The sequence below is a fragment of the Hymenobacter convexus genome (assembly GCF_030580955.1).
Taxonomy (GTDB): Bacteria; Bacteroidota; Bacteroidia; order Cytophagales; family Hymenobacteraceae; genus Hymenobacter.
In genome coordinates this window covers 278557-294138 of record NZ_JAUQON010000004.1, presented here as the reverse complement: position 1 = coordinate 294138, position 15582 = coordinate 278557, and the positions used below count along the sequence as shown (strand labels likewise).

The window sequence follows — 15582 nt, the reverse complement described above, 5'->3', positions numbered from 1 at the left end:
AAACGCCGAACCGCCCGCCCAACCTGAACCTTAAAAACCCGTTACCTTCCCGGCGTCACTCCCTAACCCCGCGCCACCCGATATGACCCCAACTTCGACTCCCTCCGCAGCCAATTCCGGCTTCGAGAAAGACAACAAGCGCATCACCACCGGCTGGACCTTCTACGACTGGGCCAACTCGGTGTACCCACTGGTGATTACGAGCTCTATCTTCCCCATTTACTGGTCCAGCGTCATCAAGCAGATAACGCACACCGACAGCGGCCAAAGCCCCGTGAGTTTCCTGGGCATGATGGTGCCGGGCTCGTCGCTGCTGAACTACGCCATTTCGGTGTCGTTTCTGCTCATTGCCATCGTGAGCCCCTTCCTCACGTCGCTGGCCGACTTTTCGGGGCGTAAGAAGCTGTTTTTGCAAATTTTTTGCTACATAGGGGCGGCCTCGTGCGCGGGGCTGTTTTTCTTCTCGCCGGCCACGCTCACCCTGTCCACGTTCATTTTCGTGGCGGCCACGGTGGGCTTTTCGGGCAGCATCGTGTTCTACAATTCGTATTTGCCCGAAATCAGCAGCGAAGAAAAGTTTGATTCCCTCTCGGCCAAGGGCTTTTCGATGGGCTACATTGGCTCGGTAATTTTGCTCGTCATTTGCTTGGTGATAAACCAGTTTCACGACAAAATAGGCATTGATGCCGAGCGCGCCGCCCAGATTTCCTTCCTGCTCACGGGCCTGTGGTGGGCCGGCTTCGCTCAGATTCCCTTCGCCACGCTGCCGCCCGACCGCGGCCGCCCCGCCGATGCGCCCGAGGCCAAAGGCGGCTGGCTGCTCAACGGTTTTCACGAGCTGGGCAAGGTGTGGGACCAGCTCAAGCAGCTGCCCAACGTGAAGAAGTTCCTGCTTGCCTACTTCACCTACAACATGGGCGTGCAAACGGTGATGTACGTGGCTACGCTCTTCGGTACCGACGAGCTGCACCTCGAATCGGGCGCGCTCATCCTCACCATTCTGCTGCTGCAGGTAGTGGCCATCGCGGGCGCCTACCTGTTCGCCAAGCTCTCCGAGCGCATCGGCAACACCCGGGCCCTGAGCTGGTCGGTGTTCATCTGGATGCTGATTTGCATCGCCGGCTACTTCGTGCAAGCCGGCTGGAGCTTCTACGCGCTGGCCGCCGTCATCGGCCTCACCATGGGCGCCATCCAGAGCCTAAGCCGTAGCACCTACTCCAAAATTATCCCCGAAAACACGCCCAATTCGGCCGCCTTTTTCAGCTTTTTCGACGTGACCGAGAAGCTCAGCATCGTTATTGGCACGGCCACGTTCGGCATCATCAACCAAGTAACGGGCTCGATGCGCAACAGCCTGCTGGCCCTGATTGTGTTCTTCATCCTGGGGCTGATTTTCCTGCTCCAGCTGCGCGGCAAGAAGCTGCGCGAAGACTCGCTGGGGCCTATTCCCCTGCCCGGCCCGCCGCCCGCTTCCGCCGCGGCCGAAATGGGCGCGCCGATGGCGCGGTAGCTGGTGGTTTTTGGCGTACTTCGCAACAAATTCTCACCCTTTTAGCGCTCCATGTACACCTCCTCCATTCAGAAAAACATTTTGGCTGAACTCAATCACGAGCTAACCCAGACCCGCAAAACGCTCGAACGCGTCCCATTTGACAAGGCTGACTACAAGCCCCACCCTAAAAGCATGAGCCTGTGGCAGCTGGCCACCCACGTCGTAAACCTGTTGGCCTTCAACACTCTCTTCGTTACCCACGACTCGCGCGATTTCCTCGACCCCAACGCGCCCAAGCCCGGCCCCACGCCCACCAGCCTGGAGGAACTGTTGGCCCGGTTCGACGAGTACAGCGCAACCCTGAAACGGGAGCTCCAACGGAGCGACGACGAGAAACTGACCCAAAACTTCAAGCTGCACCGCGGCGAGCACGTCGTGTTCGACTATCCCAAAGGCACCGCCATCCGCATTATGGGGCTGAACCACAGCATCCACCATCGCGGCCAGCTCACGGTTTATTTGCGGCTGTTGGATATCCCGGTGCCCGGCCTGTACGGCCCGAGCGCCGACGAGAAATAATCTGCCCGATTTGTAAGGCATAAAAGGGAACGTCATGCTGAGTGTAGTCGAAGCATCTCTACCGCGCAACTAATTTGATTTTAGTGCAGCAGTAGAGATGCTTCGACTGCGCTCAGCATGATGTTCCTTTTTGCCTTTCATATTATTTCTCTACTACTTCCGCCCAAACACCTTCTCCCCGCCAATCCATGTTTGCAGCACCTGGGCGTCGCGCAGCTTTGCCTTCGGCGCGGTCAGCAAGTCGGTGTCCAGCACCACAAAATCGGCCAGCATGCCGGGGGTAATCTGGCCTTTGCGCTTTTCTTCGAAGCCGGCGTGGGCGGCCCAGGTGGTCATGCCGCGCAGGGCGTCGGGGCGCGAAATGGCGTTTTCCATCTGGAAGCCGGTGGCGGGGAAATTCTTCGCATCCTGCCGGGCCACGGCCGCGTGGAAGCCGTACAGCGGGTTGATGTTTTCCACCGGAAAATCGGAGCCCAAGGCCAACTGACCGTATTGCTTGAGCAGTTCTTTGTAGGCGTAGGCCGTTTTCAGGCGCTCAGCGCCCAGGCGCTCGCCGGCCCAGTACATATCGGAAGTGGCGTGGGTGGGCTGCACCGAGGGCACGATGCCGAACTGCCCGAACTTGGGCATGTCGGCCGGGGTGATGACCTGGGCGTGCTCGATGCGCCAGCGCCGGTCCTGCTGGCCCTTCAGCGCCTCGCCGTAGATGTTGAGGATGATGCGGTTGGCCGAGTCGCCAATGGCGTGGGTGTTCATCTGAAATTTTGAGGCGGCAATCTCCTTGGCCAGGGCGCGGAATTCCTTCACGGTGGACAGCAGGAAGCCAGTTTCCTTCGGCCGGTCGGCGTACGGTTTCACCAGGCAGGCGCCGCGCGAGCCCAGCGCCCCGTCGGCGTACACCTTGAAGGAGTTGACGGTGAGCTGGTCGGTGAGCACCGGACCGTTTTTCAGGTAATACGCCCGGTTTTCGGGCGTCGGATTCAACATGGTGTAGAGGCGTAGCTTGAGCTTCTTTTGCTGCTGCAGGGCGGCCATCTGGTCGATGTTGGCTTTGTCGAGGCCGGCGTCGGCGAGGCTGGTAAGGCCCACGGCCAGGCAGTTTTGCTGGCCTTGCAGCAGCAACTGGGCCGCTTCGGCCGCCGAAGGCTCGGCAATGTTCTTGCCGACCAGGCGGGTGGCATTATCCACGAGCAAGCCGGTGAGGCGGCCCTGGGCGTCCCGCGTGATAGTGCCGCCGCTGATGGGCGTGGCGGCCGTCACGCCGGCCAGGTCCAAGGCCTTTTGGTTGACAATGGCCGCGTGGCCGTCCACCCGAATCAACGCCACTGGCACGTCCGGAAACAACTGGTCGAGCCGGTCTTTGGTGGGGAATTGCTTGTTTGGCCAGTCGTTCTGGTCCCAGCCGCGGCCCAGCAGCCAAGCCGCTTGCGGGTACTTCTGCCGGTGCAGCTGCAGCTTCTGCAGCACGTCTTCCCAGGATGCGGTGCCCACCAAGTCGGCGGAGCTCAAACCCAGCGAGTAGCGGTAGAAGTGGCAGTGGGCGTCGTAAAAGCCAGGGTAAATAAATTTGCCGCCCGCGTCTACTTCCTGCGCCGCCTGATACCTAGCTTTCAAGTCGGCGGCCGGGCCCACGGCTACAAATTTGCCGTCCTTCACGGCAAAAGCTTCGGCTTTTGAGAAGGTTGAATCCACCGTGTAGACCGTGGCGTTGGTCACGAGCAAATCCACGGCCTCGCGCTTGGCGCCGCAGCTGCTGAGCAACGTGAGTGCCAGCAGCGGCGCGGCGGTTTTTAGAAAAAGTGGAGAGGATAAAAGGGCCATACGGGGAGTTTTGAACGGGAAATCCCGGTGAGGAAAAGCAAAAAAGAACGTCATGCTGAGCGCAGCCGAAGCATCTCTACCGCGCAACTAATCAATTTTAGTATTGCGGTAGAGATACTTCGGCTTCGCTCAGCATGACGTTCCGGAATCGTCAAATTAAGCGCAGCCTACTCGAAGCGCATGTGCTTCACCGACTCGCCCGAGAACTGCAGCTCCTGCAGCGACTCGATGCCGATTTGCAGGTGCTGCTTCACGAAGTTGGTGGTCACTTTCGAGTCTGATTCCGACGTTTTCACGCCCTCGGGCGTCATCGGGTTGTCGCTCACCAGCAGCAGCGCGCCGTGGGGGATTTCGTTCATGAAGCCGCACACGAAAATGGTGGCCGTTTCCATGTCCACGGCCAGGGCGCGCACCCGGCGCAGGTAGTCCTTGAACTCCTGGTCGTGCTCCCACACGCGGCGGTTGGTGGTGTATACGGTGCCGGTATAGTAGTCCAGCTCGTGCTTCTTAATCATCGACGAAACCGCGCGTTGCAGGCGGAAGGAAGGCAGGGCCGGAATTTCCTTGGGCAGGTAGTCGTCGGAAGTACCGTCGCCGCGAATGGCTGCGATGGGCAGCACCAGGTCGCCGAGCTTGGTCTTTTTCAGGCCGCCGCACTTGCCCAGAAACAGCGCCGCTTTGGGCTTGATGGCCGAGAGCAAATCCATTACCGTGGCGGCCATGGGCGAGCCCATGCCGAAGTTGATGATGGTGATGCCGTGGGCCGTGGCGGTCTGCATCGGCTTATCGAGGCCGCGCACTTCGCAGTCGAACTGCTCGGCAAACATGTACACGTAGTTGCTGAAATTGGTGAGCAGGATGTACTGCCCAAACTCGTTCAGAGGCACGCCCGTGTAGCGCGGCAGCCAGTTGTTGACAATTTCTTCTTTGGTCTTCATAAAGGTGCTTTGAGTGGCTGAATGGCTAAGTTCGGGAGTGAGAAAAGGGTATGCGTTCCGGAGTCACTTAGCCACTCAGTTGCTCAGTCACTCGATACCAGACCCCTACCTTTGGAGGTGATGCAAGCCCTGGACCTGCCGCCTTTCGAGGCCAAACTTACGAAATCGGCCACAAATCAACCCCTTATCTGGGATATTCTCCGGCGTAAGCACGTTGTGCTCACGCCCGAGGAGTGGGTGCGCCAGCACGTCGTGCACTTTTTGATAAACGACCTGGGCTACCCGCGCGGCCTGCTGGCCCTGGAGCGCGGCCTGCGCTACAACCAGCGCCAAAAGCGCACTGACCTGCTGGCCCTCGACCCCGCCGGCCAGCCCCTGCTACTGGTGGAGTGTAAGGCGCCCGTTGTGGCCATCGACGCGGCCGTGGCTCGGCAGGCCTCCACCTACAACCAAACCATTGGCGCACCGCTGCTGCTGCTCACCAACGGCCTGGTGCACTACTGCTGGCGCGTCGATTTCGTGGCGCGCACGAACGAGCGGCTGGCCGAAATACCGGCCTTCCCCGACGCGGTGAAACTAAAATCAAGTCTTTGAAACAGCGGCGGCGGGCCCGGGCCGTTGCCACCGGGCATCCAGCGCTTTGCCCCAGTGAATGGCCGGCAGCTCGAGCCAGTGGTAGGTGAAGTGGGCGATGGCGAACAGGAGCGCAAATGACGCGGCCACGGCCAGGCCCAGCACCGGCTTGCTCTGCTGCCCGAAACTTAGGAACTGAATGATGTCGGCCAGGAAGGGCTGATGAAACAGGTAGATGCTGTAGCTATACAGGCCTACCCGCGCCACGAGGCCCGTCAGCACCTGCCCAACTGCTGATGCAGCGGATGCGGGCCGGTGCAGGTACCAGTCCATCAGGCAAATGAAAAACAGGCTGAACAGCGCCCGGCCCAGCAACGCATACACCGGCGTAAGTGCGGACAGGGTGAGCAGCCCGTAGGCGCCCGCCAGGTGGGCGGACCCGCGCCTGAAGACGCGCCTGCCCTGGAAGAATTGCTCGCCAAAATAGGCCCCCAGCGCCCACACAATCCAGAGGTTGAGCACGGAAAGCCAAAGCGTGGGGGAACGGGTTTGCCCGCCAATTTCCAGCGCCATGGCCAGCCCCGCGAGAGCCGCCACGGCCAGCGTGGCCTTGCCTACGCCCCCCAGCCAGCGGCGCAGCAGCAAAAACACCGGATACAGCACGTACAGCTGCGCTTCAAGCGCCAACGACCAGAACGAGGGATTGATGGTGAAAAAGGTGCGCTCGAACAGGTTGTGGGTGAGCGTGAGGTGGGTGAGCAGGCTCCACTGCCCGCCCGTGCCGAGGGTGAGGCCAAACACGGCCACCGCCACCAGGTAAGGCGGGTAGATGCGCCAGAAGCGCTTGCTGAAAAACTCGCCGGGACGGAAAGTGGCCCCGCTTTTCAGGAAGCCCCAGTGAATGAGGAAGCCCGAAATAACCAGAAACAGCGTCACGCCCTGCGCGCCCAGGCCCGGAGGCGTCAGGCCCAGCACAATTCGCCCGGGGGCATACCGCGCAAAATCAATCCAAAGGCCGGAGGGGCTGAAATCATAGATTTCGTACTGCCCAAAGACGACAAGCAGGGAATGGTAGCCAAACACGAGCATGATGGCTGCACCGCGCAGCACGTTGACTTTTTCGAGATGCTGAGGCATGAGCAGCGGAACCGGAGGTGGCAAAAAGGACAGGTAATTAGCTAAGGCGCAGGCGCGCAGCTGCCAGCAGCAGGGTGAGCCATTGGCCCTGCCGCCGGCTCAGGGGGCGCTCTACCAGCGCGTGGGCGGCCCAGGCCAGCAGCAGCACCAGCACGCCGCCCGCTGTATGCTGTAGGTGAAATGCAAGAGCACCACGGCCAGACTGGCCAGAAAGCGCAGCAAATCCAATTCCGCATAGCGGCCGGCGGGCACCGGGGAAAGTGGTTCCATCAGGCGACAAGGGTTACGTCGTGAGCAGGCTGGCCTGGTAGCGGGCCAGCGCTTCGAGGCAAAAGCCGGTGGTCATTTCCTCTGAGCCCCAGCCCATGCGCTTTTTGGGGCCGCCGTAGTACAGCAGCCAGCGCGGCCAGTTGCCGGCGGCTTCTTGCTTTTTAAGCAGATAATTGATGGCGGCGGTCAACTCCGGTGGGTAGCTGCCGAGGTTGAGCAGGCTACACGCGGCCCAGGCGGTGTCGGCCAGGGTATCGCCCAGCCGGCCGTCGGGCCGGGCACGGGCCAGAATGCGGTCGATGATGGGCTGGCGCAGGGGCTCCAGCGCCGGCACGCCGCTGTGGTAGGCCCGGGTAAAAAAGTAGTACACGAAATGCGCGTCGCGGTACCAGAGGTCGCAGTCGGCTTCCCGCTTTTCGGCGATGATGCGCAGCAGGAAGTCTACGATGGGCTGGGTTTCGGGGCCGGGGCCGAGGTAGTACAGCGCGTTGGCATTCACCACGCCGTCCACGTCGTTGCGGCTGGCTTCCACGTTGAACCAGAACAGCAGGCTTTGCACGGGCCGCAGCAGCTCCGGTAGCGTCACGCGCCAGTAGGTGCGGTTGCGGTTCCAGCGCAGGCGCAGCAGAAACCAGGAGTAGAACAGCCCCTGCTTGTTGCGGTTGGCGAGCAGCAGCGGCACGTTGCTGGGGCGGGGGCAGGCCACCCCCCGGGCCCGCAGAATGGCCGACACGCAGGCGGTGTCGTCCACATCGAGCGGGCAGGTGTGGCGCCAGCGGTGGAGCGTCGTGAAGTGGTTCCACAAGCCGCCGTGGTTCATCTGGTGCTCAAAAAAGGTGGTGGCGCGCGTCAGGATGCCATCCACCTGCGGCGTGAGGGGCAGCCACAGCAGGCAGCCCGCCACCAGCGCCGCCGGAAACACGGCACTATCGGGCAGGCACCACCCTTGGATGGCGTCATCGGGCGCGAAGTAGCTGCAAAACTCGCCGTTGGGGTACTGGTGCTGCTCCAGGTAAGTCACGCCCCGGGCCAGGGCCTGCGCAATGGCAGTGGGGTGGGGCGGGGCAACGGCGGACGGGGTTAGTGGTTCCATTCTACTTCCAAAGTGGTGAGTTGTTGGAGCATGCGGTGGGCATTGGCCTGCAGGCTGGCCTCCGGGGTTTCGACCCGCAGCCGGGTGGGGGCGTCTTCCCAGCCCCGCATGGCCAGGGGCTGCAGGGTTGTCAGCTCGGCCACGATGGATTTTACCAGGTATTCGCCGGCCGTGAGCGGCAGGCGCGGCAGGCGGCAGGCGAGCTGATGCCGCCCGGCCGCCAGCCGCGCCGATTGGGAGTACGCCCCGGTGATGCACGTGCTGCCATCGGGCGTGTAGAAAAAGAATCCCCAGCAGGTGTTTTCCTGCGGCTGCAGGGCCTGGTACGTCAGGGCCACGGTCACCGCCTCGCCGGCCAGGACCACCGCCCCGGCGCCTGTGATGACCAACTCCTCAATGACCACGGGGCGCGCCGGGCTCAACGTCGGCACGGGCTGCGCCTGCGCCGCGCGGTCGGCGTCGGCCAGCTGCCGGAAAAAATAATAGTCCAGCGCCTCGGTGGCCGTCCCTTCAAACGCCAGCCGGCCCTTCTCCAGCACGAGGCCGCGCCGGCACACCGCCTGAATGTGGTGGGGCTGGTGCGACACCAGAATGAGCGAGCCTCCCGATGCCAAGTAGCTCATCATGTGGTGAATGCACTTGCGCTGAAAGTCGAAGTCGCCCACGGCCAGCACTTCGTCCACCAGCAGCACGTCGGGGTGCAGGTGGGCGGCCACGGCGTAGGCCAGGCGCGCCACCATGCCCGAGCTGTAGAACTGCACGGGCATCTCAATGGCCTCGCCCAGGCCCGTAAACTCGATGATGGCCGGCAGCAGCGGCAGCGCCTGCGCGCGGCCCACGCCCAGCAGCGCCGCCCGCAGAAAGATGTTCTCGCGGCCGGTCAGCACCGGGTCGAGGCCCGCGCCCAGCTCGATGAGGGCGCCCACCCGGCCCCGCAGGCGGATGCTGCCGGCATCGGGCTTGATGAGGCCGTTGAGCAGCTTGAGCAGCGTGCTTTTGCCGGCCCCGTTGGCCCCAATGATGGCCAGCGCCTCGCCCCGGCGCAGCTCAAACGACAACTCGTGCAGGCTCCAGAACTCGTCGCGGCGCAGCTGGGCCGGCGGCCGGGCGCCCGGCCAGGCCTCGGCCGCGATATCGCGCAGCCCGTACCAGAGCGAGGTGCGCAGCTGGCGGCAGTATTTTTTGGACAGGTTACGCACCGTAACCACGGCGTCCGGCGGGGTAGTGGGGGCGGCCATCAGGTGGTGGGCTGTAAGGTGAGGGGCAGGGTGGCTAGGGCCCGGAAATGCTGGGTCGGAAAGTACTCGGGCGGGGCCGAGGCGTTGGTCAGGCGCAGGGCGGGGCCGTGGGCCAGCAGCCACTCCACCACCACCCGCGCCTCCAGCCGGGCCAGGTGCGCCCCCAGGCAGGCATGCACGCCGCCGCCGAAGGAAAGGTGCCGCGCGGGGCGGCGGTGCAGGTCCAGCTCATCGGGGCGGGTGTAGCGGGCCGGGTCGCGGTTGGCCGCCACGATGCTGCACACCACGGAGGCACCGGCCGGAATTTCCTGGCCACCTAGGGTCACGGGCCGGATGACGGTGCGCCACAAAGCCCCGAGCGGCGGCTCCAGGCGCAGAATTTCCTCGATAAACGCATCGATGAGTTCGGGCTGGACACGCAGCTGGTCGGCCACCACGGGGTGGGTGAGCAGGTAGTGCACCGCGTTGCTTATCAGCATGCTGGTGGTGGTGATGCTGGCCATCCACATGGTTTGGGCCAGGCTGACGGCCACTGCCACAGTTGTCTGGTCGTCGCGGATAAGCAGTAGCAGGCGGTTCAGGAGCAGGGGCTCCTCTGTCGGCTGCTTCTGCCCGAAGTAATTGACCAGGTAATTGTTCAGCTCCGCCACGTAGCCCAGCGCGTAGGTGGGGCCGGGCAGGCTGGCTTGCAGCTGCTGGCGCTCGGCGGTGCTGAGGCCCAGCAGCCGCGCACTCACCGCCTGGGTCAGCGGAATCACCAGTTCCGTCACAAAATCGAAGGAAGGCCGGCCCTGCGCTGCCCCCGCCAGCTCAGTCACCATGCCCTCGGTGAAACCGCGCAGCGCGGCCAGCTCTTTGGGCGCGAAGAAGGACTGCAGCAGCTGCCGGTTGAGGGTGTGCAGGGGCGGGTCGGCCCCGATGAGCTCGGTATCGAAATCCGAGTTGATAGTGCTGGAAAATACCGTCGGCTCGCGCAGTACCGCATTCACCAGCTCCACGCTCAGCACCAGCCAGCCGCCTTCGCTCGGCGCAAAATGCAAGCTGCCCAACCGGTGCAGATGCGCAAAAGCGGGGTAAGGGTCGGCCGCGGAGGCCAGCGCGCGGAGCGAAAACTGACCCACGAAATCGGTGGGGCTGAGCGCCGGCCGGGCCAGCGCATTAGAGGTTAACACTTTGTAATCAGTAAGTTGCTGCCGGCAGGCGGCCAGTGTGCTCCGTTCCGGCTCATCCGGCCGCAACGCCGGTAGTACCTGAACCGCCCGGAGGACGGCGCGTTGCGCGGGCTCCGTCAGGAAAGGAAAAGGGGCGGCCCCGATGGGCAAAAACAGCGAATAGCCATCGGCCAGCGTTGCCTCTAATGCGGCGTGAGCATTCACCGGGTATTGAATAAGCGCCAGCCAATACTCAATGCCCAGCACCGTGCCAACGGGGACCCGGCCGCCCGCCCTGGCCAGGTAGCAGGGCAAGGCCAGGGGTTGGGGCTGCAAGCCGTGCAGGGGCCCGCGCAGCGCATCGAGGTGCCAAGCCAGGTGCGGCGAATGGTAGGGCCAGATGGGCCGGGTGGGCGGGGCGGTACTGGCCATGGCGTGGGCCGCCAGGTACTGCCGGGCCACTTCCACCGCTGGCTGGGGACAAAAAGCTAGGCAGCTGCCGGCGTTCAGCACCAAAACCACAAATAACTCGGTAGGGCACTCCGCCGCCAGCCGGCCCACCGTCGCCGCGTCGCCCTGCACCACCAGCAGCGCGTAGTTGCGCGTAGTTGCCTGGCTTACGGCGCAGTAGCAGAGGCACACGCGCATGGCATCCGTCAGGCTTAGCCCGCCGGCGGCATATACGGCCGCCGCTTCGCCCAAGCTAATGCCTAGGATGGCGGAGGGCTGCACCCCTTGGGCCAGCCACAGGTCCACAAGGGCCAGCTGCATCACCGCACTCGTCACCATGAGGCGGGCCTCATCGGCGAAAAAATCCGGTTCGGGCAGCCCGGTGAAGTTACCGATGATGGACGGCCCCCCCAGCACCTGCGTGCTGATGCGCTCGCATTCCTGAATGGTGGCCCGGAAAACCGGCTCGTGCGCGTACAGCTCGCGGCCCGTGCCGGGGGCGTACTCGGTGCGCCCGGCAAAGGCGAACACCAGGCGCGGGGCCGGGCCACGCGCCCGCAGCCCCTGCACCCGCCGCCAGGTGCGGCGCAGCAGCTTTTTGAAAACGGGCGGCGCGTAGCGGGCCACTAGGGCCCGGGGCAAGGAGCGGAGCATTAAAAACGGGCAATAAGGTGCGGCGTGGCAAAACGGTAGGCCAGCCAGTTGGCAAACAACGCCAGCCCCGCCAGCCCCGCCACCAGCCAGAACCCGGGCGCAGGAGCCGCCGCGCCCGCCAGCAGCCAGTTGCGAGTAGTGAGAAGCAGGGGCGTCACGGGGTTCAGGTTGAGCCACCTGGCAAAGTTGGCGGGCGGCGAGTACACCACGGGCGTCACCAGAAACCACAGGTTTAGCACCACGGGCAGGGCCTGGGCCACGTCGGCGTAAAGCAAGCCCAGCAACGCCAGCAGCCAGCCCAGGGCCAGCCCCAGCACCAGCAGCGCGCCCAGCCCCAGCGGCACCAAGGCCAGCTTGCTGGTGAAGGGCACCCCAAACCACAGCATCAGGCCTAGCAGCACCAGCAGCCGCAATAGGCTGTTGAACACCACTACGGCCATTCCGGCCGCCACAAAGGCCTCGTGCGGCACGCGCACCTTGGCCAGGGTGGCCTTGGCGTTGGAAAGCTGCTGCAAGGGGCAGTTGAGCGCCTCCACGAAGCCCTGCCACAGAAACACGCCCGCCAGCACAAACGCCGGGTAGGGCACGTTGCCCGACGCCACGTTCAGCACCCGGCTGCGTCCCAGAAAAACCCAGACCAGCCCGGTCACCAACGACGGCAATAGCAGCCAGGCGTAACCCAGCAGGCTCTGGCGCACCTGCACCTTGAGGTTGCGCACAAACAGCTGCCAGCCGATGCGGTACACCACGCCCAAATCGGCCCGCACGTCGCGCAAAAAGACGCGCGGCGCCAGCAAGGGCGACTGTGAAGTGTAAATTGTTTCCTTCATTTGGGGTAACGTTGCAACCGCGGGGCTTCAGCTCGCGCCGCTATAAGGATGATGGATAATAGGACGCCGCCCGCATCAGGGGCTGCTTATGCGTTGCTGCGGATGGCCCGCGCCAGCGAGTGGTGGGCATTCAAGTTCGCCCCGATTCTCGCCACGGCCTACGCCACCGCCGCCTTTGCGCAAGTGTCCTTGTGGCCTTTGCTGCCGCGCCTGCTGCTGTTGCTGCTGGCCCTCACGGTGGGCGCCACCTACGTGAGCGTGCTCAACGACTGGACCGACCGGGCCGACGACCACGCCGCCGACAAGCCCAACCGCCTGGCCGGGCAGTCGCCCCGCGTAGTGGTGGCCCTGCTGGCCGGCTGTGCAGCGGCGGGCCTTTTGATAGGCATTTATTTCTGGCAAGTCAGCCCGATGGCCGCCGGCCTCTACCTGGGGGCCTGGGTGGCCTACTCGCTGTACTCGCTGCCGCCGGTGCGCCTCAAGGTGCGCGGCGGCTGGGGCCTGCTGGCCGATATGGCCGGCGCCCACCTTTTTCCGCAGCTGCTCACCGCCGCGCTGGTCAGCCAGTGGGCGGGTACGCCACCCTCGGGCCTGTGGCTGGCGGCGGTGGGCGCCTGGGCCGTGGGCTGCGGGCTGCGCAACATCCTGTGGCACCAGCTGGGCGATGCCGCCAACGACACGCGGGCGGGCGTCGGCACCTTCGTGGTGCGGCGGGGCGAGCCGGCGGGCCGCCGGCTCGCCCTGGCCGCCCTGGGGCTGGAGGCCGCCGGCCTGGGGCTGCTGCTCTACCTTGGCCGCCAGCCGCTGGCCGGAGTGGCCCTGGCCCTCTACGGCGGCATCACCTACCTGCGGGCCCGCGTGTGGCAGCAGCCGGTGGTCATCGCGCAGCCCAAGGCCGGCCAGCACCTGCTGCTCAACGACTACTACGAAGTGTACTACCCCCTGGCCCTGCTGCTGGGGCAGGCCTTGCGCCACCCCGCCGACGCCGGGGTGCTGGCCCTGCACATCGGGCTGTTTGGCTTGCACAGCTGGCAGCGGCTGCGCCTGTGGGGGGCGGCCCTGGCCGTGCTCGGTGGCAAAATGCAGCGGCTGCTTCATGCCGAATGAGCGTATCGGTTGGAATAATGGGTCTTTACATAAGTGGCCACCTCCCGCACAATGCAGCAGCCGGTGGCCAAGGGCGCCAGCCGAAAGGCCGCCAGCATGTGGCGAAGCATGGCGTTTTTTTCCGAATGCTTGTAGCTGGTGTAGGCGTAATTGACGTAATGCTCGGCCTGCTGCTGCTGAAAAATGGCGATTTCCGACCGGCTCAGCTGGTCCTGGTGGCGCCGCAGGAGCAGGGGTTCGTCGTGGGCGCTTAGCTCCTGGGCCAGGGCCGTGTGGCTGCGTCCGTCGTAAATGTTGTCGCCCTGCACGCGTTTCAGCCAGTGCGGCGCCATGGTGAAGGCCGCCGCCGTGGGCCGGTGCAGCACAATGTCCAGCAACAGGCACCAGTCGTCGGCAATGCGCATCTGCTCGTTCCAGCCCCCGGGCATGGCCGAGCGCCGAATTATCAGGGCCGAGGAAGGCGCCGGGCAGATTTCCAGCACCATGCGGCGCGTTTGGGCCGCATCGAGGTGCCACCAGCTGCCGAGGGCCCGCGTGAGGTAGCGCCGCCGCACCGCCGCCCGCCGAAAAAACGATTCCAGCCCTTTGTTGCCGTTGCTGGTGCGCCAGTTCATAAACACAATGCTGCGCTCCGGCGGCAGCTGGTCGATGCCGGCGGTCAGAAAAGTCGGGTCCCAGATGTCGTCCGAGTCGAGCGAGGCCACGTACTCGCCCCGGCTGTGGCGCAGGCCGGCGTTGCGGGCCGCCGCCTGCCCCTGGTTCGCCTGGTAATGGTACTCCACCCCCGCAAAGCCTGCCACAATTCGGCGCGTCTCATCCGTCGAGCCGTCATCGACTACAATGATTTGTTTGGGGGCGTAGTCCTGGGCCAAAACGCTGCGAATGGCGTCGCCCACCAGGTGGCCCCGGTTGTAGGTCGGGATGATGACGGAAACTAAGCCGGGCTGCATGGAGGGGTAGAAGTTTGGGTATAGAAAGAACAATTATGCGGTGGCTTATAACTTCTTAGGCGGTGGCAGCTTGGTGCAAAAGGAGCTGGCTGAGCAGCCGGCCGGGCTCGGCCGGTACCTGGGCCCGGGCGTGGGCGGCGGCGCGCTGGCCCAGGGCCGGCCATTCGGCCTGGCGCGCCCAGGCCCGCTCCAGGGCTTCGTCGAGGGCAGCCACCGTGGCGGCGCCGGCTAGAAACCCCGTTTCGTTGTCGATGAGCAGTTCGGCGGTGCCGCCCGCCGCCGTGGCAACGGCGGGCCGGCCGCACAGCATGGCTTCAATCAAGGCCAGGGGCAGGCCCTCGAAGCGCGACGACAGCACCAGGGCGTGGTGGCTGGCCCACACGGCCGCAATGTCGGGCACCTGCCCGGCCCAGGTCACCCGCCCGGCCAGGCCAAGCAGCGCGGCCATGTCCTGCAGGGCGGGCCCGTCCACGCCACTGCCAAAAAAAGAAACGTGCAAGGGGCGCTGCCGCCACTTGGGCAGCGCCAGCACCTGCAGCAGCACGTCCTGTCCTTTGTCCAGCACCTCCAGCCGGGCCACGCACGCCAGCCGCACCACGGCCCCCGGCGCCGGCCAGGGCAGCTCCCCGGCGTGCGGCACGTTGAACGGGTTGGGCACCACACTGGCACGGTCCAGCGCCAGGCCCAGTTGGTACTGGGTCAGCGCCAGGTTGTGCCTCGACACGAAGTAGCAGTGCCGGGCCGCCGGGTAAGCCAGCCGGGCCGCCGCCCGCTGCTGCACCGGCGGGAAAAAAATTTCGGCCGCTTTTTGGGCAATGAGCACGAACGGGTGGTTGCCGCGTCGGCAGGCATCGGCAAACAGGATGCCGTCGAAGTTCGAGCCCTGCGCCACCACCACCAAATCGGGTTGGGCCTGCCGCAGGTGCTGCCCCACCTCCGCCACCTGGCTGTCGAGCAGCGTCCACTGCCAGCGGGCCGGCAGGGCTCTGTTGGCTACCCGCCTAGCGAATCCCGAATGTTGGTTTAAGCCCTCCACCGCGCACCCCGCGGCCCGCAACTGTCGCACCCGGGGGTGTTGCGCCTCAAAAACTGTTTTCAGAACCGAAACCTGGTGGCCGGCCTGTTGCAGGCACAGGGCTGCTTCTGCCCAAAGCTCTTCGCTGCCGCCCCAGGGATGCATGCAGGAACTGATAATAACGAAGCGCATGGGCAGCAAAAATGGAACCGCTCGTTGAGAGCTGCCGCAAAGGTCGTGTCAATTGTCCTGCCGCGCCATGACATGAACATGTCATATTTTGT

At 64.5% G+C, this 15582-nt stretch carries 14 protein-coding genes; 4 read left to right on the top strand and 10 right to left on the bottom strand.

Going from position 1 to position 15582, the window contains the following annotated elements:
• The first annotated feature begins 82 nt into the window (after window positions 1–82).
• Both Q4S41_RS10465 and Q4S41_RS10460 read left to right on the top strand, forming a co-directional pair.
• Window positions 83–1510, top strand: coding sequence for an MFS transporter (locus tag Q4S41_RS10465; protein WP_305031057.1), 1428 nt, complete (start codon window positions 83–85; stop codon window positions 1508–1510).
• Window positions 1511–1561: 51 nt separating this feature from the next.
• Window positions 1562–2071 carry a DinB family protein gene (locus Q4S41_RS10460; RefSeq protein WP_305031056.1) on the top strand — a complete coding sequence of 170 codons (510 nt, stop codon included), beginning with the start codon at window positions 1562–1564 and terminating at the stop codon, window positions 2069–2071.
• A 153-nt stretch (window positions 2072–2224) separates the two neighbouring features.
• On the opposite strand, the gene Q4S41_RS10455 is transcribed toward Q4S41_RS10460, so the two are convergent.
• Window positions 2225–3892: an amidohydrolase gene (locus Q4S41_RS10455; protein WP_305031055.1), complete on the bottom strand. Its 1668-nt coding sequence runs from the start codon at window positions 3890–3892 to the stop codon at window positions 2225–2227.
• A gap of 167 nt (window positions 3893–4059) precedes the next feature.
• Entirely contained in the window at window positions 4060–4830 is a 771-nt protein-coding gene (locus tag Q4S41_RS10450; protein ID WP_305031054.1) for an AMP nucleosidase, read from the bottom strand.
• A 120-nt stretch (window positions 4831–4950) separates the two neighbouring features.
• Here Q4S41_RS10450 and Q4S41_RS10445 point away from each other — a divergent pair, with 120 nt between their 5' ends.
• A complete protein-coding gene (locus Q4S41_RS10445; protein WP_305031053.1) occupies window positions 4951–5424 on the top strand; it encodes a type I restriction enzyme HsdR N-terminal domain-containing protein in 474 nt (157 codons plus the stop codon).
• On the opposite strand, the gene Q4S41_RS10440 is transcribed toward Q4S41_RS10445, so the two are convergent.
• From Q4S41_RS10440 to Q4S41_RS10415, 6 genes are all read right to left on the bottom strand, one after another.
• The gene (locus Q4S41_RS10440; RefSeq protein ID WP_305031052.1) at window positions 5413–6540 is read right to left on the bottom strand and encodes an acyltransferase family protein; all 1128 of its coding nucleotides are present in this window, start codon (window positions 6538–6540) and stop codon (window positions 5413–5415) included. The genes Q4S41_RS10445 and Q4S41_RS10440 overlap by 12 nt on opposite strands.
• A 111-nt stretch (window positions 6541–6651) precedes the next feature.
• On the bottom strand, window positions 6652–6810 hold the full coding sequence (locus Q4S41_RS10435) for a hypothetical protein (RefSeq protein ID WP_305031051.1): 159 nt from the start codon (window positions 6808–6810) through the stop codon (window positions 6652–6654).
• Between the two features lie 13 nt (window positions 6811–6823).
• A complete protein-coding gene (locus tag Q4S41_RS10430) occupies window positions 6824–7903 on the bottom strand; it encodes a hypothetical protein (RefSeq protein ID WP_305031050.1) in 1080 nt (359 codons plus the stop codon).
• Window positions 7891–9141 carry an ABC transporter ATP-binding protein gene (locus Q4S41_RS10425; RefSeq protein ID WP_305031049.1) on the bottom strand — a complete coding sequence of 417 codons (1251 nt, stop codon included), beginning with the start codon at window positions 9139–9141 and terminating at the stop codon, window positions 7891–7893. The genes Q4S41_RS10430 and Q4S41_RS10425 overlap by 13 nt, the downstream gene beginning before the upstream one ends.
• Complete coding sequence (locus Q4S41_RS10420) at window positions 9141–11396, bottom strand: cytochrome P450 (RefSeq protein ID WP_305031048.1); 2256 nt, start codon at window positions 11394–11396, stop codon at window positions 9141–9143. Before Q4S41_RS10420 ends, Q4S41_RS10425 begins: the two co-directional genes overlap by 1 nt.
• A complete protein-coding gene (locus Q4S41_RS10415; RefSeq protein ID WP_305031047.1) occupies window positions 11396–12226 on the bottom strand; it encodes an ABC transporter permease in 831 nt (276 codons plus the stop codon). Before Q4S41_RS10415 ends, Q4S41_RS10420 begins: the two co-directional genes overlap by 1 nt.
• Before the next feature lie 48 nt (window positions 12227–12274).
• Between Q4S41_RS10415 and Q4S41_RS10410 the strand changes: the two genes are divergently transcribed.
• The gene (locus Q4S41_RS10410; protein ID WP_305031046.1) at window positions 12275–13333 is read left to right on the top strand and encodes a UbiA family prenyltransferase; all 1059 of its coding nucleotides are present in this window, start codon (window positions 12275–12277) and stop codon (window positions 13331–13333) included.
• Here the strand turns inward: Q4S41_RS10410 and Q4S41_RS10405 are convergent.
• Entirely contained in the window at window positions 13321–14283 is a 963-nt protein-coding gene (locus tag Q4S41_RS10405) for a glycosyltransferase family 2 protein (protein WP_305031045.1), read from the bottom strand. The genes Q4S41_RS10410 and Q4S41_RS10405 overlap by 13 nt on opposite strands.
• Before the next feature lie 55 nt (window positions 14284–14338).
• Window positions 14339–15490: a glycosyltransferase family 4 protein gene (locus Q4S41_RS10400; protein ID WP_305031044.1), complete on the bottom strand. Its 1152-nt coding sequence runs from the start codon at window positions 15488–15490 to the stop codon at window positions 14339–14341.
• Window positions 15491–15582 lie beyond the last annotated feature (92 nt).